The 17785-nt window shown below is 64.6% G+C and carries 20 protein-coding genes and 1 pseudogene; 12 read left to right on the forward strand and 9 right to left on the reverse strand.

The features are described from left to right. The first annotated feature begins 24 nt into the window (after positions 1-24). From DV733_RS02545 to DV733_RS02565, 5 genes and pseudogenes are all read left to right on the forward strand, one after another. Positions 25-513 (forward strand): 50S ribosomal protein L11, encoded by a 489-nt coding sequence (locus DV733_RS02545; protein ID WP_049993624.1) that lies wholly within the window; start codon positions 25-27, stop codon positions 511-513. Positions 514-998: 485 nt separating this feature from the next. Continuing rightward, complete coding sequence (locus tag DV733_RS02550; protein ID WP_049993626.1) at positions 999-1637, forward strand: 50S ribosomal protein L1; 639 nt, start codon at positions 999-1001, stop codon at positions 1635-1637. Then, positions 1638-2687 (forward strand): 50S ribosomal protein L10, encoded by a 1050-nt coding sequence (locus tag DV733_RS02555; RefSeq protein ID WP_049993627.1) that lies wholly within the window; start codon positions 1638-1640, stop codon positions 2685-2687. 15 nt (positions 2688-2702) lie between these two features. After that, a complete protein-coding gene (rpl12p, locus tag DV733_RS02560; protein ID WP_049993628.1) occupies positions 2703-3047 on the forward strand; it encodes a 50S ribosomal protein P1 in 345 nt (114 codons plus the stop codon). Between the two features lie 133 nt (positions 3048-3180). Beyond that, positions 3181-4415 (forward strand): annotated as a pseudogene (locus DV733_RS02565) (tripartite tricarboxylate transporter permease). On the opposite strand, the gene corA reads toward DV733_RS02565, so the two are convergent. Then, complete coding sequence (gene corA, locus DV733_RS02570; protein ID WP_049993630.1) at positions 4412-5377, reverse strand: magnesium/cobalt transporter CorA; 966 nt, start codon at positions 5375-5377, stop codon at positions 4412-4414. The pseudogene DV733_RS02565 and the gene corA overlap by 4 nt on opposite strands. A gap of 48 nt (positions 5378-5425) precedes the next feature. Then, positions 5426-6910: a cysteine--tRNA ligase gene (cysS, locus tag DV733_RS02575; RefSeq protein WP_049993631.1), complete on the reverse strand. Its 1485-nt coding sequence runs from the start codon at positions 6908-6910 to the stop codon at positions 5426-5428. Between the two features lie 87 nt (positions 6911-6997). Between cysS and DV733_RS02580 the strand changes: the two genes are divergently transcribed. After that, on the forward strand, positions 6998-7837 hold the full coding sequence (locus DV733_RS02580; protein ID WP_049993632.1) for a DUF502 domain-containing protein: 840 nt from the start codon (positions 6998-7000) through the stop codon (positions 7835-7837). A 9-nt stretch (positions 7838-7846) separates the two neighbouring features. Here the strand turns inward: DV733_RS02580 and DV733_RS02585 are convergent, their stop codons facing one another. Beyond that, entirely contained in the window at positions 7847-8317 is a 471-nt protein-coding gene (locus DV733_RS02585) for a DUF7523 family protein (protein ID WP_049993633.1), read from the reverse strand. Positions 8318-8417: 100 nt separating this feature from the next. On the opposite strand from DV733_RS02585, the gene DV733_RS02590 reads away from it, so the two are divergent. The 3 genes from DV733_RS02590 to DV733_RS02600 all read left to right on the forward strand — a co-directional run bounded on the left by DV733_RS02590 (position 8418) and on the right by DV733_RS02600 (position 11906). Beyond that, complete coding sequence (locus DV733_RS02590) at positions 8418-9293, forward strand: CbiX/SirB N-terminal domain-containing protein (protein ID WP_049993634.1); 876 nt, start codon at positions 8418-8420, stop codon at positions 9291-9293. Between the two features lie 47 nt (positions 9294-9340). Next, positions 9341-10420 (forward strand): DR2241 family protein, encoded by a 1080-nt coding sequence (locus tag DV733_RS02595; protein ID WP_049993635.1) that lies wholly within the window; start codon positions 9341-9343, stop codon positions 10418-10420. A gap of 388 nt (positions 10421-10808) precedes the next feature. Further along, positions 10809-11906 carry an archaeosine biosynthesis radical SAM protein RaSEA gene (locus DV733_RS02600; protein ID WP_049993636.1) on the forward strand — a complete coding sequence of 366 codons (1098 nt, stop codon included), beginning with the start codon at positions 10809-10811 and terminating at the stop codon, positions 11904-11906. Positions 11907-12100: 194 nt separating this feature from the next. Here DV733_RS02600 and moaC read toward each other — a convergent pair whose 3' ends face one another. The 4 genes from moaC to DV733_RS02620 are packed head-to-tail and all read right to left on the reverse strand — an operon-like array spanning position 12101 to position 15339. Next, positions 12101-12610 carry a cyclic pyranopterin monophosphate synthase MoaC gene (gene moaC, locus DV733_RS02605; RefSeq protein WP_079979411.1) on the reverse strand — a complete coding sequence of 170 codons (510 nt, stop codon included), beginning with the start codon at positions 12608-12610 and terminating at the stop codon, positions 12101-12103. Then, a complete protein-coding gene (locus DV733_RS02610) occupies positions 12603-14057 on the reverse strand; it encodes a bifunctional ADP-dependent NAD(P)H-hydrate dehydratase/NAD(P)H-hydrate epimerase (RefSeq protein ID WP_049993638.1) in 1455 nt (484 codons plus the stop codon). Before DV733_RS02610 ends, moaC begins: the two co-directional genes overlap by 8 nt. 38 nt (positions 14058-14095) lie before the next feature. Then, positions 14096-14374: an acylphosphatase gene (locus DV733_RS02615; RefSeq protein WP_049993639.1), complete on the reverse strand. Its 279-nt coding sequence runs from the start codon at positions 14372-14374 to the stop codon at positions 14096-14098. Positions 14375-14406: 32 nt separating this feature from the next. Next, positions 14407-15339, reverse strand: coding sequence for a DNA-3-methyladenine glycosylase family protein (locus tag DV733_RS02620; RefSeq protein ID WP_049993640.1), 933 nt, complete (start codon positions 15337-15339; stop codon positions 14407-14409). A gap of 94 nt (positions 15340-15433) precedes the next feature. Here DV733_RS02620 and DV733_RS02625 point away from each other — a divergent pair, with 94 nt between their 5' ends. Beyond that, on the forward strand, positions 15434-15913 hold the full coding sequence (locus DV733_RS02625; protein WP_049993641.1) for a DUF555 domain-containing protein: 480 nt from the start codon (positions 15434-15436) through the stop codon (positions 15911-15913). A gap of 91 nt (positions 15914-16004) precedes the next feature. Here DV733_RS02625 and DV733_RS02630 read toward each other — a convergent pair whose 3' ends face one another. Next, the gene (locus DV733_RS02630; RefSeq protein WP_049993642.1) at positions 16005-16241 is read right to left on the reverse strand and encodes a UPF0058 family protein; all 237 of its coding nucleotides are present in this window, start codon (positions 16239-16241) and stop codon (positions 16005-16007) included. Between the two features lie 197 nt (positions 16242-16438). On the opposite strand from DV733_RS02630, the gene DV733_RS02635 reads away from it, so the two are divergent. Beyond that, positions 16439-16843, forward strand: coding sequence for a translation initiation factor IF-2 subunit beta (locus DV733_RS02635; protein ID WP_049993643.1), 405 nt, complete (start codon positions 16439-16441; stop codon positions 16841-16843). 26 nt (positions 16844-16869) lie between these two features. Here the strand turns inward: DV733_RS02635 and DV733_RS02640 are convergent, their stop codons facing one another. Continuing rightward, positions 16870-17049 (reverse strand): DUF7836 family putative zinc-binding protein, encoded by a 180-nt coding sequence (locus DV733_RS02640; RefSeq protein WP_049993644.1) that lies wholly within the window; start codon positions 17047-17049, stop codon positions 16870-16872. Positions 17050-17239: 190 nt separating this feature from the next. Here DV733_RS02640 and DV733_RS02645 point away from each other — a divergent pair, with 190 nt between their 5' ends. Then, the gene (locus DV733_RS02645; protein WP_049993645.1) at positions 17240-17785 is read left to right on the forward strand and encodes a DUF7504 family protein; all 546 of its coding nucleotides are present in this window, start codon (positions 17240-17242) and stop codon (positions 17783-17785) included.

Consider the following 17785-nt stretch of genomic DNA (forward strand, 5'->3'; position numbering starts at 1 on the left):
ACCCGCGCCGACGGACTCACGCATATGGCAGGCACAATCGAAGTTCTCGTTCCCGGTGGCCAGGCCAACCCTGGCCCGCCGCTCGGTCCCGAGCTGGGGCCGACCCCGGTAGACGTCCAAGCAGTCGTCCAGGAGATCAACGACCAGACCGAAGCCTTCGACGGCACCGAAGTCCCCGTCACCATCGAGTACGAGGACGACGGTTCGTTCTCGATCGAAGTCGGTGTCCCGCCGACGGCCGAGCTCGTCAAGGACGAGGCCGGCTTCGAGACGGGCAGCGGCGAGCCTCACGAGGAGTTCGTCGCCGACCTCAGCGTCGACCAGGTCAAACAGATCGCCGAGCAGAAACTGCCGGACCTCCTCGCGTACGACCTGAAAGGTGCCGCGAAGGAAGTCGTCGGGACTTGCACCTCCCTGGGTGTCACCATCGAGGGCGAGAACCCCCGAGAGTTCAAGGCGAAGATCGACGCTGGCGAGTACGACGACGTTTTCGCTGAGGAAGCGGCGGCGTAAGCCGGCGCTGACGAAGCGAAAGCTAGAAAACGAACAGAGTGAGTTTTTCGGTGTTTCACAGTCTGAGCGGCAGCGAAGACTGTGAAGCAGAAGAGGTCGCGACGTACGCCGCGTCCGACGACGCAAACACTCAAAAGCGAGCATCACCACCGGGCTCTCACGGGCGTTCAAACACCACGTCGAACTCCGTGACGGCGACGCTGGCCCCGAAGTCCGTGTCGACGAGGGTCCCTGGAAGCAAGTCGCGCTGTGACCCCCGACTCTCGAGTCGCACCTCGTTCGCCCAAACGGAGACGTTCGCGACGGCACACGTCTCCCGGCTCGCGGTTCCTATCGTCACCGCTCGCACGAACCGAGATGTGCCTTTCAGTCACGTCTCCCGTTCGACGGGTTTAAATAGCGCATCGGCGTGTTCCCTGGTGAGACAGGCGTCCGCCTGTTTCACTGACCCGTAGAAGCCATCTGGCGTACTACGGAGGTGAACAATGGCAGATCAGGAAATAGAGAACGCAGTCTCTCGCGCACTCGAGGACTCACCGGACCGGAACTTCCGTGAGACGGTGGACCTCGCAGTCAATTTGCGCGATCTTGACCTCAACGATCCGTCGAATCGTGTAGACGAAAGTGTCGTCCTGCCGGCCGGAACCGGCCAGGAGACGAAAATCGTGGTCTTCGCCGAAGGTGAAACAGCCCTTCGTGCCGAGGATGTCGCAGACGACGTCCTCAGCGGCGACGACCTCGAGGACCTTGGCGACAACGACGACGAAGCCAAGGACCTCGCCGAGGACACCGACTTCTTCATCGCCGAAGCCGACATGATGCAGGACATCGGTCGCTACCTCGGGACCATCCTCGGGCCACGCGGAAAGATGCCCGAACCGCTCCAGCCGGACGACGACGTCGTCGAGACCGTCCAGCGAATGAAGAACACGGTCCAGCTTCGCAGCGGTGACCGCCGGACCTTCCACACCCGCGTTGGTGCGGAAGACATGTCCGCCGAAGACATCGCCGACAACATCGACGTCATCCTGCGCCGACTCCACGCCGACCTCGAAAAGGGGCCGCTGAACGTGGACTCGGTGTTCGTGAAGACGACGATGGGGCCGTCCGTGGAGGTGGCCTAAATGAGCGCCGAATCCGAGCGCAAGACCGAGACGATTCCCGAGTGGAAACGTGAAGAGATCGACGCGCTGGTCGAGACCCTCGGTCAGTACGAGAGCGTCGGTATCGTCGACCTGACTGGCATCCCGAGCCAGCAGCTGCAGGACATGCGTCGTGACCTCTACGGCACGGCCGAACTGCGCGTCAGCCGCAACACGCTGCTGGCCCGCGCCCTAGAAGAGGTCGACGACGGCTTCGAGCAGCTCACCGAGTACATCTCGGGCCACGTCGGCATCATCGGCACGAACGACAACCCCTTCGGGCTCTACCAGCAGCTGGAAGCCTCGAAGACGTCCGCTCCGATCAACGCGGGCGAGGTCGCGCCCAACGACATCGTCATCCCCGAGGGTGACACGGGCGTCGACCCGGGGCCGTTCGTCGGCGAACTCCAGTCCGTCGGTGCGAACGCGCGCATCCAGGAAGGGTCCATCCAGGTGCTCGAGGACAGTCACGTCCTCGACGCCGGTGAGGTCGTCTCCGCCGATCTGGCGAACGTCCTCTCGGAACTCGGCATCGAGCCCAAGGAAGTCGGCCTCGACCTGCGCGCCGTCTTCTCGGAGGGCGTGCTCTTCGAGCCCGAGGACCTCGCGCTGGACATCGAGGAGTACACCCGCGACGTCGAGACCGCGGCCGCTCGCGCACGGAACCTGGCGCTCAACGCCTCGTTCCCGACCGCACAGACCCTGCCGGCACAGCTGGGCAAAGCCAGCGGCGAAGCCAAGAACCTCGCGATCTACGCGGCCATCGAGGACGAGGCAGTCATGCCAGACCTCGTGAGCAAGGCAGACGGCCAGGTCCGCGCGCTCGCTGCACAGATCGACGATCAAGAGGCGCTGCCAGAGGAACTCCGTGACCTCGAGGCGCCCGAGACCGAATCGAGCGACGAAACAACCGAAGACGAAACCGAGGACGTCGACGAGGCCGACGAGGCCGAGGAAGCGGACGCCGCCGACGAAGACGAGGACGAAGACGACGACGGCGACGCAGGCGCAGCACTCGGTGACATGTTCTAACACAAGGTGACAACAATGGAATACGTTTACGCAGCACTCATCCTGAACGAATCGGGCGAAGAGATCAACGAAGCGAACCTGACGGACGTGCTCGACGCAGCAGGCGTCGACGTCGAGGAGTCTCGCGTCAAAGCGCTCATCGCAGCGCTCGAAGACGTCGACATCGACGAAGCCGTCGACCAGGCCGCCGCCGTCCCCGCGACGGGCGGTGCCGCGACGACCGACGACGTCGAGTCCGCCGACGAGGGCGGCGACGAGGACGCCGCAGAAGAGGAAGAGGCCGCCGACGAGGAAGACGCAGGCGACGACGACGAGGACGACGAGGCCAGCGGCGAGGGCCTCGGCGAACTCTTCGGTTAAGCCTCTCGAAACCAGCTTCAGTTCTTTCGACGCGACGCTCTAGCGGTGGGTCCGTCACTACCGGCGTAGCAGCAGTACCGCCCGAACTCCCGGTCCGCGATTTTATAAGACAACCCGTCAGAAGAACGGTTCAATGGAAGCCGCGGGCGTTCGGATCGTCGTCGACCCCGGTGTGACGGCACTGGTGCTCGCCTACGTCGGGAGTGGCATCTGTCTCGGGACGCTCAGTGGGCTCACGCCGGGGCTGCACGCCAACACCTTTGCACTACTGCTGGCGGCGTTCTCGACGGCAATTCCCGGGCCGCCGCAGTACGTCGCGGCCGCGATGTTGGCGGCGGGCGTCGTCCACACCTTTCTCGATGTCGTGCCGGCGCTGGCGCTCGGCGTGCCGGATCCCGCGATGGCCGCCAGCGCGCTGCCGGGTCACGAACTCGTCATCGCGGGTCAGGGGCGGGAAGCACTGCGGCTGTCGGCGCTTGGCAGTGGGTTGGCCGTCGTGGCGGCGGTCCCGCTGGCGATTCCACTGACCGAGGGCATGCGGATCGGAATGCCGTGGCTGAACGAGCACTTGCCAGTCGTGCTGACGGCAGTCGTCGCCGTGCTGATCCTGACCGAACCCACCAGAGCAGCGCGGATCGGCGCAGCCATCTGTTTCACCGCGAGTGCCACTCTGGGCTGGTTCACGCTCGATATGTCGGTCGGTGGGATCGTACCGGTCGGGAGTACGCTCGCCCCGCTGTTCGCGGGCCTGTTCGGTGCGCCCGTGTTACTGGACGCGATCGGTGGCTCGGGCGTCCCCCACAGAACGACCCGGACGTGTTGACCACCCGATCGACCGTGCTCGTGCTGGCCGGGTTGGGCACACTCGCCGGAGCGATCGTCGGGTTTCTGCCAGGTGTCTCGAGTGCCGTCGCGGCGACGATGGTCCTGCTCGCGGTCCCCCAATCCCGGGGTTCGCGGGGGTTCGTGGTGGCGACCAGCGGCGTGAATACGGCGACGGCGATCTTCGCGCTCGTGGCGTTCGTCACGTTCGGGTCGACCCGGACGGGCGTGCTGGTGGCCGTCGAATCGGTTCGTGCGCCGCAGTCGCTGGCGCTGTGGATCGCGTCGATTGCCATCGCCGCGATGGTCGGATTCGTCCTCGTGCTCGTCGTCGGGGATCGCTATCTACGGCTCGTCGGGCGGCTGGACAACACGCACGTCTCCGTGTTCGTGCTGGGGCTGCTGGTCGTCCTGATCGGGCTGTTGAGTGGCGTGGTTGGGGTGGGGATCTTCGCTCTGTCGACCGTAGTCGGGCTGTTGCCGCCGCGACTCGGCGCACGCCGCGTCTCGCTGATGGGGGTGTTACTCGGCCCGTTGATTCTCTAGATATACTCTCGCTGGCGGAAGAACCAGATCATCCCGATACCGATAGCGAGCATTACCATCCAGACCGCAAAGTAGCCGTATCGCCACCCAAGCTCGGGCATGGTCTCGAAGTTCATCCCGTAGATCCCGGCGATAAAGGTCAGCGGAATGAAAATCGTCGCCACCACCGTCAGCACCTTCATCACCTCGTTGGTCGACTGGGAGAGGCTGTTGAGGTAGATGTCCCGCGCCCCACTCACCAGATCGCGATACGTCTCGGTCAGATCGACGAGCTGGACGACGTGATCGTAGACGTCCCGGAAGTACTTCTCCGAGGACTCCTGCACGAGTTTCAGATCCCCGCGAGCCAAGACGCCCAGCGCCTCTCGGGCGGGCCACAGCAACTTCCGAAAGGAGAGCAACTCCCGACGAACGCTGTTGATCTCGTCGAGGACGTCGATCTCCGTCGACTCGATAACGTCTTCTTCGATACTCTCGATCTGGTCTTCCAGGGTATCGAGCAGGTCGAAGTAGCTGTCGACGATCACGTCGACGATCCGGTAGGCCGTGAAGTCTGGCCCGCGTTCGAGGAGTCGCTCGTCGCCGGCCTGGACAGCGTTTTTCACGCGGCCGACCATCGACGCCGTCCCGGGCGACATCGAGACCACCCAGTCGCTCCCGAAGAACACGCCGACGGGATCGTCGACGATTTCCTCCTCGAACGTCGTGTCCCCGCGGGTCAGCCGCGCAGTCTTGAGCAAGGCGAACACGAACTCGGGGAACTCCTCAGTCTTGGCGCGGACGTTGCTGTTCACGTCCTCGATCGCCAGCGGGTGCAGATCGAAGGTCTCGGCGATGTGGCTACGCTCGTCGGCGGTGACCTCCGTCGCGTGGACCCAGGTCGTCCCCTGGGCGGCTTTAGCTTCCCCGAGGTCGTCGTAGGATTCGACGGAGCCACTTCGGTAGACGAGCGATTCGATCATATCCACCCGGTCGCTTGCGAGTGAAAAAAGTCTATGGCCGGCCTCCGCCTACTCCAGCCGCGCTACAGGCCCCTCGTCGGTATCCTGCACCTCGACGCCCAGCGCTTCGAGTTCGTCCCGCAGTTCGTCGGCGCGCTCGTAGTTGCCGGCCTCGCGCTCTCGCTCGCGAATGTCGAGGACCAGATCCACGACGTCCTGAGCCAGTTCGACGTTCCCGCCGTCTGCCCCACCGAGCGAGAGCCCGAAGATTCCACCCGCGAACTCCTCGATAGTCTCGATGGCCTCACGCAGCCCCCGGTAGTCATACTCCGCGTGTGAATCGGCGTGGGTGTTGACCGCACCCACGAGATCCAGCAGGGCCGCCATCGCCGCCCGGGTGTTGAAGTCGTCGTTCATGGCCGCTTCGAACTCCTCGCGGGCGCTTTCGACTGCGTCACGGAGGTCCGAATCCTCGACCTTGGTCCGGGCGTCGACGCTATCACAGGCCTCGACGGCGCGCTCGTAGCCCCGTTCCAGTCTGTCGAAGCGCTCGATAGCCTCCTGAATGGTGTCCTCGCCGTAGACCGCGCTGTTGTGGTAGGCTGTCGACAGCAAGAACGTGCGGACCACGTCGGTCCCGTAGTTTTCGATGGCCTCCTGGACGGTCTCGAAGTTGCCCAGCGAGGAGGACATCTTCTCACCCTTGGTTTCGAGCAGGCGGACGTGCAGCCAGTAGTTGGCGAACCGCTGGCCCGTGGCGGCCTCGCTCTGGGCGATCTCGTTCTCGTGGTGGGGAAAGACCAGATCCTGGCCGCCGACGTGGATGTCCAGCGTCTCGTCCAGATGGGTCATGCTCATCGCCGAGCACTCGATGTGCCAGCCCGGCCGCCCCTCGCCCCACGGTGAGTCCCAGGTCTCGGCGGTCTCGCAGGCCTCTTCGGCGGGTGCGGCCTCGGGATGCTGATGGTCCTCGATCTCCTCAGGACCGACACCGCCGGCCTTCCAGAGCGCGAAGTCCGCGGGATTGCGCTTTTCGGACTGTTCGGACTCGTCGCCCTGTGCCTCCAGTTCCTCGACGTCCTGATTGGAGAGCTTGCCGTACTCCTCGAAGGAAGTCACGTCGAAGTAGACCGACCCGTTCGATTCGTAGGCGTGTCCCGTCTCGATCAGCGTCTCGACGAGGTCGATGATCTCGGGGACGTGCTCCGAAACTCGGGGGTAAACCTCTGCGCGCTGAAGATTGAGGCCCCGCATGGCCTGGATGACCTCCTGGATATAGGATTCAGCGACGTCGGCCTCGCTGTCGCCGTCCTCGCCGACGCGGGCGACGATCTTCTCGTTGATGTCAGTGAAGTTCTCGACGTGGTGGACGCTAAAGCCGAGCCAGCGCAGCCAGCGGGCCATAACGTCGACGTGGACCCATCCCCGGGCGTGGCCCAGGTGGGGCGGGTCCGAGACCGTGAGCCCGCAGTAGTAGAGCCGAACCGTGTCGGGGTCTTCGGGTTCGAAGGGCTCGCGCGCGCCGGTCAGCGTGTTACTCACGCGGAGTGTCATTGCCCGTCACTACGCGAGCCAGCGTTTCAATCCGTCGGAGTCGGGTTTGGCCACAGGCCTTTTTCGGTCGGGACTGCAGACCCGAGTATGACTACTCCCGACGTCACCGAGCACGCGGATACCGCAAAGGAAGCTGGCAAGTCCGCCTACAGGTCGATCCTCGACGTGATCCTGACGGGAATCGTCGTCATCGTCCCGCTGGTCATCACAATCTACGTCCTCAAGATGGCCTTCGACTTCGTCGCGAGCGCGCTCAAACCGTTCATCCAGCTCCTCCGATACGGCGGGCTGATCGAGAGCGTCAAAGAGTGGGGCTTCGTGGACTTCCTGCTGACGGTCGGCATCTACACGAACGTCGTCGACTTCGTCACCGAGGTCACGGCGCTGTTCATCCTGATCTGTATCGTCGTCGGCGTCGGTCTGCTAGCTCGCAATCGCTACGGTGAGCAACTCATCGACTACTTCGACGCCATCATCGGCGCGATTCCCGCCGTCGGCTCGATCTACGGGAGTTTCCGCCGGATGGGCGACGCCATGCTCGAGAGTAGCGTCGACAACTTTCAGGAAGTCGTTCTGGTCGAATTTCCCTACGACGACGTCTACGTCATGGGGTTCAAGACCAGCGAAGCAGCCGTCCCGATCGCCGCGGCCGCGGGCGAGCGCGACGTCGAGACGCTGTTTCTCCCGCTGGCCCCGAATCCCGTGATGGGCGGGTTTCTGGCACACATCCCCGCCGAACGCGTCAGCACAGTCGACATGACCGTCGACGAGGCCGTGAGTACGATCATCACCAGCGGGATCGCGACCGAATCACCGGACGGCCAGAAGTACCGCGACCTCTCCGACGAGGAACTGGCCGAGATGCGCGAAGTAACTGTTCCAACTGACGACGACTCCACCCCGCAGAGCGACAGCGACGACGAGTGAGCAGGCCGCCTAACCGGCGTTCGATTCGATGAGGCGAACCGCGTTCGGACCGTCACGACGCCCGACGACGAGCACAATGGTGTCTTCCCCGACGGCCGCAGCCTCGACACTGACGTCGCCGGCCGAACACTGTCCGAGGACTGTCCCCAGAAGATTGGGGTCGACGTCACCTGTCGCGACGACGGCAGTCGAGTCCCCACCCTCGGCCGCAAGTGCGGTGTCACCGACCACGAGCAGTGCCTCGTCAGTGGTCTCGGCGGGACCGACGCCGCTGTGCATGGTCACGCGCAGGTCTCGATCGGTCTCCGTCGGTTCGGGGAGTTCATCCGCGTACCGTCTGAGCGCGGCGACGACAGTGTCGGTGTCGCCGACGTCGAGGTAACGAGCGGCAGCGGAGTAGTTCACAACCCCTGCACGTAACCCCTCGTAGACGAACGGGTGGGAGCGAACGGCCTCGCGGGTCTCCGCAGCGAGTGACATACCCGCTGCTGAGAGTGGAATCGAAAAATACCCCCCGGTTCTGGCTGCAAGGTTTCGGGGAGACAGAGACACTATAGTTCGCCAGCCCCACCTCTCGGCCATGCCTGCGCTCGTCATCGCCGCCCACGGCTCGCATCTCAACCCCGATTCGAGCACGCCGACGTTCGAGCACGCCGACACCATCCGCGAGACGGGTGCGTTCGACGCAGTTCGGGAAGCCTTCTGGAAAGAAGAGCCCCACTTCCGGGAGGTACTGCGGACGCTCGACAGCGACGAGGTCTTCGTCGTCCCGCTATTCGTCAGCGAGGGCTACTTCACCGAGGAGGTCATCCCGCGGGAACTCCGCCTGGAAGAGTGGGGCCCGGAGCTGTGGGACTCCGACGGAACGAGCGCAACCCACGCCACCTGTACCGCGAGCGACACCGGTCAGACCGTCCACTACTGCGGACCCGTCGGCACCCATCGGGCGATGAGCGACGTGATCGTTCGTCGGGCCGAGTCGGTCACCGACGACCCCGACGTGGGCGCCGGATTCGGACTCGCAGTGGTCGGCCACGGGACCGAGCGCAACGAAAACTCCGCGAAGGCCATCGAGTACCACGCCGATCGGATCCGCGAACGCGACCGTTTCGACGAAGTGCGGGCGCTGTTCATGGACGAAGACCCCGAGGTCGACGACGTGACCGACTTCTTCGAGAGCGACGATATCGTGGTGGTCCCGCTGTTCATCGCCGACGGCTATCACACCCAGGAGGACATCCCCGAGGACATGGGCCTCACAGAGGACTACCGGACGGGCTGGGAGACGCCCGCCGAGGTCGACGGCAAGCGCATCTGGTACTCGGGGGCCGTCGGGACCGAGCCGCTGCTGGCCGACGTGATCCTCGAACGGGCGGCTGACGCCGGCGCAGATGTCGAAGATGCGCTGGAGATGGTGCGCAAGCGGACAGGCGGCGCGGCGCTGATCGAGCAGTAACTGTCGAAAGGGTCGCCCTTTAGCCACTCGCGCCCGTGCTCCCGCACATGGACACGTCGCCGTACGAGGCGCTGGCGGAGGCGGCCGCCGACGGAGTCGAGTTCGACGGGCTGGTCGCCACGCGAGAAGGAGGGCAGCTGTTGGTCGAGACGCCCGAGGAGACCCTGACCGCGCCGGTCGAGACGCCACGGTCGGCGCTTGCGGAAGTCGGCGAGTACGTCGAAAACTGGTTCTTCTGGCATCAGGTCGCGCCCCAGGCCGAATCCCGGTGGGCGTTTCTCCGCTGGCTCGAACGGGCCGGCGGTCACGCGGTCCCGGAGCGCTACGACGCACTCGAAGACGGGCTCTCGCGATCGTGGGGTCAGCTCCGCGTCACCGCGACGCTGGACGACGACCAGCGCCGGTACGACCTCCGCCACGAGGCCGACGCCGACCGCGCGGCCGCCGATCTACAGCGCTCCGACGACCCACGAGACGCCCGCGATATCACGAAGCTCGACGCCGACGGGGAGTACCGACCGCTCAAGACCGCGCCGACGCTCCGTTCGGGCTGGGTCTTCCCCGACCTCGACGCCACCGACCTCGTCGCTGCTGTCGATTTCTTCTACCCGGCGACGATCGAGAACTGGCATCGCGAGCGCGAGGGCGACCTCGATATCTCGCACTGGCACGAGACGATGGCCCGCCAGACCGGGATCTACGGCGTGGTCGAAACCTGGGATCGCCAGGAGGGTCACGACCACGTCGAGTGGGTCGCCGAGGCCTGCTGTGACGACTCCCAGTGTCTCAAGCGCCGCGAGTGGGACTACGACGCCGAGACGCCGCTGGAGACGGACGGCGGCTCGGGCGTCTTCCCCTGCCGAGAGCCCTGTTCGATCGTCGTCTCGGCGGCCCGGCAGTGGACCAAACAGGAGGGCAAGCAGGCCCTGACCTACGAGTTCGAACTCACCCCGACCGAGAAGGAGCAGCTCGAAGCGGTCGTCGACGCCGTCGCAGAGGGTCGAATCGACGACATCCGCCCGGCGGACGTCCGCAACGAGGCCAATCAGCTCCGGATTCGGTTCCTCCGGGCGAAACTGTTCGACGACGACGGGAATTTGGGTGGCGTGCAGACCAGCGACGAGTGACCTCGGGAGGAGGCTTCTGTGGAGGGCGCGACCGAGAGAAACTGCGGTGGCCGGGAGGGCGTTTCATCGCCCGACCCGGGGAAGGGCAGGCTTGTGCTCGCGATGCGGTCCCTGGTGGATCGAAAGGGCGAGACTCGCTGGCGCTGAGCGCAGCGAAGAGCGTCGCTGAGGTGGCTCTATTCGACCAAAGGGAGAATATCCACCACAGCGACCGCCAGCGAGTCGAGGGCTTTCCTGCGTTATTCGCGTTGCTGCCTCCGGTTCCTAGCCATCGAGTCGAGGGTGTTCCTGCGTTGATCCCGCTAGAGACGCTGTTTCCTCGCCGTCAGTTCCACCAAAATCCACGAACACAGAGGCTTTACACGCCCGCCAACTACCAGAGAGCAATATGAGCAAGCCGAGCCCCGAAGTCTACGAGCAGGGCAAGGGGATGGACGCCCACAATCAGGTGATGCGGGAGATCCGCGGGCGCAAGGACAAGACCTACGATCCGACCGAGCCCACGCGGGTCTGGATCGACGAAGACAACACGCCCGACGGAGTCTACCAGAGCCTGACGATCATCCTCAACACCGGGGGCTGTCGCTGGGCCCGCGCCGGTGGCTGCACGATGTGTGGCTACGTCGCCGAGAGCGTCGAAGGCGGCACCGTCGCCCACGAGGACCTGATGACCCAGGTCCAGGCCTGCCTCGACCACGAACAGGAGAACGCCGACGAGCAGTCCGGCCTCATCAAGATCTACACCTCCGGTTCCTTCTTGGACGAACGGGAAGTCCCCGCAGAGACGCGCCAGGCCATCGCCGAGACGTTCGGGGATCGAGAGCGGATCGTCGTCGAGTCACTCCCGGATTTCGTCGATCGCGAGAAGATCGGCGACTTCACCGCACAGGGCCTGAACACCGACGTCGCGGTCGGCCTCGAAACCGCCACCGACCGCGTGCGCCACGACTGCGTAAACAAGTACTTCGACTTCGCGGACTTCGAGGACGCCTGCGCGCAAGCCCGTGCAGCCGACGCAGCCGCCGAGGCCGTCGACGTCGGGATCAAAGCGTATCTCCTGATGAAGCCGCCGTTCCTGAGCGAGAGCGAGGCGATCGAAGACATGAAATCCTCGATCCGCCGCTGCGCCGCCGTCGAGGGCTGTCACACCGTCTCGATGAACCCCACGAACGTCCAGAAGTTCACCGAGGTCGAACAGTTGTACTTCGACGACGGCTACCGACCGCCCTGGCTCTGGAGCGTCGCCGAGGTGCTCGAATCGACTGCCGACGAGGAGGTCATCGTCGTCTCCGACCCCGTTGGCCACGGCTCCGACCGCGGCGCGCACAACTGCGGGGAGTGCGACGACCGCGTCCAGAAGGCCATCAAGGACTTCGACCTCCGGCAGGACGAAAGCGTCTTCGAGCAAGTCACCTGTGACTGCGAGCACACGTGGGAGGTCGTCGTCGAACGCGAGACGAGCTACAATCTTCCGCTCGCGCGGTAGGCCTGCCACCGACTCACACCATCTTCTCACGTCCCGCACTTTCACTTTCACTCCGGTAGGCCGGCCTTCATGGGGGTGGCGCCAGTACGAGTAGATACGGGGCCCGGATCACTGTCACACGCTCCATGGCCCCGCTCCCCTTTGCTTCTACTCGAGTAGCGACAGGACGACCATTCCCAAGAGAGACGAGGTCGCTACTCGACGCTCCGCTTGCGCTTTTCCAGCACGTGGACGTCCTCGATTCGCGTCTCGGGATACTCCCCATCAGCGTCCTTTTCGGCGGATTTCACCATGTCCCAGACGACGTTCAGCCCCGTCGTCACGCCCTCCAGTGCCTCCATCTCACAGCCAGTCTTCCCCGTCGTCTCGACAGCCACCGTGAGCGTCACCGACGACTCGCCCACTTCGAAATCGGTCTCGACGTTCGTGATCGGGATCTGATGGCACATCGGGATCGTCTCCCAGGTGTGTTTCACGGCCTGGATCGCGCCGATCCGAGCAGTCCCGAGGACGTCGCCTTTCCCGATCTCGCTTGCCTGAATCGCGTCGACGGTCGACGCCTGCAGGTGGATCGTCCCGCGAGCCACGGCCCGGCGCTTCGAGTCGGGCTTGTCGCCGACGTCGACCATCTGAGCCTCGCCCGAGTCGTCGGTGTGGGTCAGATCCGACGTGTCCGCCCCGTCCGTCCCGCTTTCTTCACTCATCGCTATCCCTCCACATGACCGGGGGAATCGCCTTCAGGAGGTCCGTCGCGACCAGCCCGTAGCCCTGTGCGTCGACGACTCGATCGCCGGCCGCGCCGTTGACGTACGCGCCGAGCGCGGCCGCGTCGATCGATTCTTGCGTGGCCGCCAGCGCTGCCGTCACGCCAGCGAGCACGTCGCCAGTCCCGCCGACGGTCATCCCCGGATTGCCAGTGCGATTGACGCGGGTCCGCTCGCCGTCCGAAATGACGTCGTATTTCCCCTTGACGAGGAGTGTGTGGCCGATTTCGGCCGCGAACGCCTCGACCAGATCGGCGCGCTCGCGCCACTCCTCGGCGGTCTTCCCCCCCATCTTCCGAAGTTCCCCCTGATGAGGCGTACAGACCAGTGTCGCCTCGGTGTCGACCCCCGGGACGACCTGCAGCGCGTCGGCGTCGACCACCGCGGTACCGTCGAAGCCATGGAGGAACTCCTGGACCGCGACGAGGGTATTGTCGTCGGCACCGAGACCGGGACCGAGGACGACGGTGTCGTGCTCGGCCGCCAGTTCCGCCACCGTCTCGACGGCGTGCGGACTGAACACCTCGCCCTCGAACGGCCGGACGATCAGGTTCTCGCTGTAGCCCTGCAACTCGCGGGCGACACCCTCGGGACAGGCCACCCGAACCAGATCCGCGCCCGCCCGCAAGGCCGCCTGCGCCGAGAGCGCGGGTGCGCCGGTGTATGGACCACCACCGACCACCAATACCTCGCCGAAGTCGCCCTTGTGAGTGTCGGCCGGCCGGGAGAGTCGCAGAAGGTCGCCGCGCTCGACGTAGCGCTCGGCCGCCGATGGAATGCCGATATCTGCGACAGTCACCGAGACGTCCAGTGCGTCGAGGCCGGGCTTCGGTTTGTGGAAAGTGACGACGTGATCGGCAGCGACGGCGTTTTTCGCGAGTGCGCCCGTCTCGGCGTCCAGCCCCGAGGGAACGTCGACAGCGATCACAGGAGTGTCACTGGCGTTCATCTGTGCGGCCGCGGCAGCCAGCGGTTCGCGGAGGTCGCCGCTGATCCCCGTCCCGAGCATCGCGTCGACGAACAGATCGGGCTTGCCGAGATCCAGTGCAGTCGAATCGCGCACGCTCTCGGTGGGGATCTCGGCCCGTTCGAGCGCGTGCCAGTTCTCGCGCGCGATGTCAGTCGTGATCGTCTCCGGACGGCCCAGCAGGAAGACCCTCACTTGAAAGTCGTCCAGAAACCGGGCCGCGACGAGGGCGTCGCCGCCGTTGTTGCCGCGGCCGGCGACGATCGCGATCTCGTCGCCGGGATCGGCCTCCGCCCGGACCGCGCGGGCGAGGGCGTGGCCCGAGGACTCCATCAGTTGCTTGCGCGGCACGCCAAGCGCAGCCGCGTTCGCGTCGATCACCGCCATCTCCCTGCCCGTGATGACCTGGCCGAAACTCATACCTCCGGGTTCGACTGGCCCGGGCAAAAACTCGTGGGCTATCGGCGAATCTCGAAGCCGTCGTGTCCCTCGGAGTCGCCGTACTCGACATCGACATCGTCGACCCGGGCCTGGGGACTCCCCTCGTGACAGAACTCGACCATCGCTTCGACCGCTTCCTCAGGCCCCTCGAAGACTGCCTCGACGCGACCGTCAGCGAGGTTTTTGACCCATCCGTCGACGCCGTGTTCGCGTGCGGTATCGCGGGTCGTTGCCCTGAAGAACACACCCTGGACGCGCCCGGAGACGTACACGTGTGCGCGGGTTCGATCAGTCATACGAAACTGTGGGGCGTCCGCCCACAAAAACGCTAGTCGTCGCCGCCGTTTCGCAGGTGGTGGAAGACGTACGTCTGGGCGTAGCCGGCGTACTCGCCGCCGAGTCGCTCACGGATCGCCCGGGAGGTGTCGGCGTAGTTGCCGCGGTCGCAGTCTGGATAGTACTCGGCGATTGTCTTGCGAATCCAGGTATCCAGCGGGACGGCTTCCAGAAAGTCGAGCGAAAAGAGGAGGACGCAGTCAGCGACTTTCTCGCCGACGCCGACGAACTGCGTCAGATACTCGCGGGCGTCCTCGTAGCTCAAGTCGCGTGCCTCGGCAGGGTGGGCCTCCCCGGAAGCGACCATCTCGGCGCTCCGCTGAACGTATGGCGCGCGATATCCGAGACCGAGATCGCGCAGTTCGGCCTCGCTGGCCGCCGCGAGCTGGACGGGCGTCGGGAACGCATGATAGCTCCGACCGTCGAAGTCGACAGTGTCACCGAAGGCCTCCGCGAGCGCGACCTGCATGTCGTGGATGCGCGAGACGCGCATCTGGGCCGAGCAGATGAACGAGATCAGTGCGCCGAAGGGCGGATCCCGAACGAGGCGCATCCCCCAGTAGCGTTCGTAGGCGGCGTCGATCAGGGAGTCGGGGGGTGTCGCCGCACGGATCGCCGGCAGGTCGTCGTCCAGCCGTAAGAGCGAGCGGACCACTGCCTCGGCGTCGACTGTCGACTCCCACTCGAGTAGCCCACCACGCTGGCGGACCCGGACCACGGCCGGCTCGCCCGCGTCGAGACGCGCCTCGCCGCTCTCGTCGGGCCGCACAACCGTCACGTACCAGGCTTCTCCACCCGTTTGTTCGCCGTCTTCGTACATCCGTCCGTCTTCTCGTCGCCAGAGGTACGACTGCCCACTCTCGAGCGTCGCCTGCAAGTCGAGGCTACCGGCGAGCGACGAGACGTCGATCGTTCCAGAGTGCATCTGGCTGGCTTCGGACCTGGAGCGGCTTTTCGGTTACGAGAACACGGCAAAACGCTGGCTAACCTTCATATCGGTGGGAGAGCAATGGTAACATATGGACTGTCGCGTTGTCGTCGAAGCCGCTGTCCCCGTGTACGACGTCGAGACGGCCGACGAAGCGGTTCGGATAGCCATCTCCAAGACCGGCGAGATGCTCAATCCGGACCTCAACTACGTCGAGATCAACATGGGTGGACGCTCCTGCCCGCATTGCGGCGAGGAACTCGAACCGGCGTTCATCGCCGCCGACGAGAGTCTCGTCGCGCTCGAACTGGAGATGACCGTCTTCAACGTCGAGCGCGACGAACACGCCGCACGTATCGCCCGCAAAGAGATCGGCCAACGGCTGACGAACATCCCCCTCGATGTCCTCGAAATCGAAGTCACCGACGAAGACGACGAAGACGACGAAGACGAGACAGCCGAAGAGAGTGAAAGCACCGAAGACAGAGACGAACGCGAGACGAACGCCGACGAATCCCGGTCGAGCGACGGCGACGTTCTCCCCGAGTTCGAGGAACTGATCGACGAGTAGTATCTGTTTTCACCGCCGGGAGCGACGACAGCAGCCGCTCACTGACGAGACGTGTATCGAGACAGAGAACCCACCCGGTTCCCAGTCCGTATCAGTCCGCAGCCGCAGAAACTGGCTCTTTGACTTCCGATTCGAGTTCGCCACACAGCCCGTCCGCCAGCGCGAAGACCGCCGCTTTGTGGTCTGTTTTCGACTTGTGAATCGATGTAGGCCGCACGCTCTGCTCGAGATACTCGTCGTGGTCGACGGTATTTCCGGTGCGCTCTTCGTAGTGATCTTGTACCTGTGCGAGCAGGCCGTGAAGGTGAATGAGCTCCTGCTTCTTCATGGTCACTCCCTTCTACCGACTCAAGGATTATAGTAGTATCCTGAGTATCGTTAGCATGCACCTCCCATTTTCAGGGGTTTTATCACGGTCTATCAGTCGATATGAGGGTGGACGAAATACTACCTCACACACTTGGCGGTTCGAGGGTGGCTGGACGACTCTGAAAGGCTTTTGATGTGGCCCCAGCTAGAACGGGTATGGATTACGACGACATGCTCGATCGGGCACTCGACGAGACGCCCGACATCGACGGCGACAGCGAACGGTTCGACGTCCCCGACCCCAACGTTCGACAGGAAGGCAACGTCACTGTCTACGAGAACTTCCAGGCGACGGTCGACCGTCTCGGCCGTGAGGAAGACCACGTGATGAAGTTCCTCCAGAACGAGGTCGGGACCAGCGGCCACATCGACGAGAGCGGGCGCGCCCGCCTGACTGGCAGCTTTAGCAAGCGCCGGATCTCCGAGGCCCTCGACGCCTACGTCGAGGAGTTCGTCCTCTGTTCGGAGTGTGGCCTGCCGGACACCAAGCTCGTACGCGAGCAGGGAGCGATCCTGCTGCAGTGTGAGGCGTGCGGCGCGCGCTCGGCGACCAGTAGCTAGGGGCTACTGCCAGCCTCACCAGGAGATTACTGGAGGCGCTTGAGCGTCTGGAGGTCGTGATCGGTCCGCATGAACTCCGAGAGGTGTCGCGATGCGTGACAGTTCGGGCAGTGGAACACGCGATTCGGTTCGGGGAGATCCCTGGGCGTCGACTCCCAGTCTTTGGCACACTCAGGACAGAGCAATCGAACGTACGCTTCCTCCATGTGGGTACGTCACACACGGTAGATAGAAAAAGGTTGGCGCCGGGGCCGGAAGCAGACAGGCGTCTGACAGCGTCGAAAAGCTATATATGTCTCTGCCGCCGTCCTCTATGCTAACAGTGGGGAACCATGGGCACGCAGGTAGCACATAGACTACAGGTCAGTGACAATAAGGGCAGCGGGGAGGGGCAAGATGCCGAGTCATAGTGACGTCCAGTCGACACAGAGTCGTCGGCTGCGGCTGGACGCCGGCACACAGGCGCTGGTCGCGACTGACTCACTGCGACCGTCGCTCTCGCTGTTGCCCGCAGCGGCCTACCAGCAGTTGTTGATCGTCTCGCCGCGAACGCCGGCAACTATCGAGCGGCTCGTCCGGGAAGCCGGCGGCGACGTTTCGACGGTGGGCCACCTCCCGCTGTCGGCGACAGAACACGACTACGAGGGGCCGATGTGGACGACCGAGAGTATCGACCCGAGCGATCTCACCGGGTTGAGTATGCAGTACAATCGCGCCCTGCGGGCGCTCGAAGACGGCCACGGCTGGGTCCTGTTCGACGACTTCAACACCCTCCTGCTGTACACCGACGCCGAGCGCGTCGTGCGGTTCCTCGGCCACGTCACCCAGCGGACCCGTGAAGCCGGTGTCAGGAGCGCGATCACCGTCGTCCGCGACGCGATGGACGACCAGACCTACGCGTCGCTCCAGCGTGCGGTCGACACGGAGATCGACCTGCGGTAG

This window comes from Halapricum salinum, assembly GCF_004799665.1.
Classification (GTDB): Archaea; Halobacteriota; Halobacteria; order Halobacteriales; family Haloarculaceae; genus Halapricum; species Halapricum salinum.

Bases quoted from the DNA above. Each gene is read 5' to 3' on its own strand.
- cysS (WP_049993631.1), bottom strand. From the start codon at position 6,910: ATGACACTCCGCGTGAGTAACACGCTGACCGGCGCGCGCGAGCCCTTC.
- DV733_RS02645 (WP_049993645.1), top strand. From the start codon at position 17,240: ATGCCGAGTCATAGTGACGTCCAGTCGACACAGAGTCGTCGGCTGCGG.
- rpl12p (WP_049993628.1), top strand. From the start codon at position 2,703: ATGGAATACGTTTACGCAGCACTCATCCTGAACGAATCGGGCGAAGAG.
- DV733_RS02610 (WP_049993638.1), bottom strand. From the start codon at position 14,057: ATGAGTTTCGGCCAGGTCATCACGGGCAGGGAGATGGCGGTGATCGAC.
- DV733_RS02585 (WP_049993633.1), bottom strand. From the start codon at position 8,317: ATGTCACTCGCTGCGGAGACCCGCGAGGCCGTTCGCTCCCACCCGTTC.
- DV733_RS02590 (WP_049993634.1), top strand. From the start codon at position 8,418: ATGCCTGCGCTCGTCATCGCCGCCCACGGCTCGCATCTCAACCCCGAT.
- DV733_RS02640 (WP_049993644.1), bottom strand. From the start codon at position 17,049: ATGGAGGAAGCGTACGTTCGATTGCTCTGTCCTGAGTGTGCCAAAGAC.
- DV733_RS02615 (WP_049993639.1), bottom strand. From the start codon at position 14,374: ATGACTGATCGAACCCGCGCACACGTGTACGTCTCCGGGCGCGTCCAG.
- DV733_RS02620 (WP_049993640.1), bottom strand. From the start codon at position 15,339: ATGCACTCTGGAACGATCGACGTCTCGTCGCTCGCCGGTAGCCTCGAC.
- DV733_RS02635 (WP_049993643.1), top strand. From the start codon at position 16,439: ATGGATTACGACGACATGCTCGATCGGGCACTCGACGAGACGCCCGAC.
- DV733_RS02600 (WP_049993636.1), top strand. From the start codon at position 10,809: ATGAGCAAGCCGAGCCCCGAAGTCTACGAGCAGGGCAAGGGGATGGAC.
- DV733_RS02595 (WP_049993635.1), top strand. From the start codon at position 9,341: ATGGACACGTCGCCGTACGAGGCGCTGGCGGAGGCGGCCGCCGACGGA.
- corA (WP_049993630.1), bottom strand. From the start codon at position 5,377: ATGATCGAATCGCTCGTCTACCGAAGTGGCTCCGTCGAATCCTACGAC.
- DV733_RS02630 (WP_049993642.1), bottom strand. From the start codon at position 16,241: ATGAAGAAGCAGGAGCTCATTCACCTTCACGGCCTGCTCGCACAGGTA.
- DV733_RS02545 (WP_049993624.1), top strand. From the start codon at position 25: ATGGCAGGCACAATCGAAGTTCTCGTTCCCGGTGGCCAGGCCAACCCT.
- DV733_RS02550 (WP_049993626.1), top strand. From the start codon at position 999: ATGGCAGATCAGGAAATAGAGAACGCAGTCTCTCGCGCACTCGAGGAC.
- moaC (WP_079979411.1), bottom strand. From the start codon at position 12,610: ATGAGTGAAGAAAGCGGGACGGACGGGGCGGACACGTCGGATCTGACC.
- DV733_RS02625 (WP_049993641.1), top strand. From the start codon at position 15,434: ATGGACTGTCGCGTTGTCGTCGAAGCCGCTGTCCCCGTGTACGACGTC.
- DV733_RS02555 (WP_049993627.1), top strand. From the start codon at position 1,638: ATGAGCGCCGAATCCGAGCGCAAGACCGAGACGATTCCCGAGTGGAAA.
- DV733_RS02580 (WP_049993632.1), top strand. From the start codon at position 6,998: ATGACTACTCCCGACGTCACCGAGCACGCGGATACCGCAAAGGAAGCT.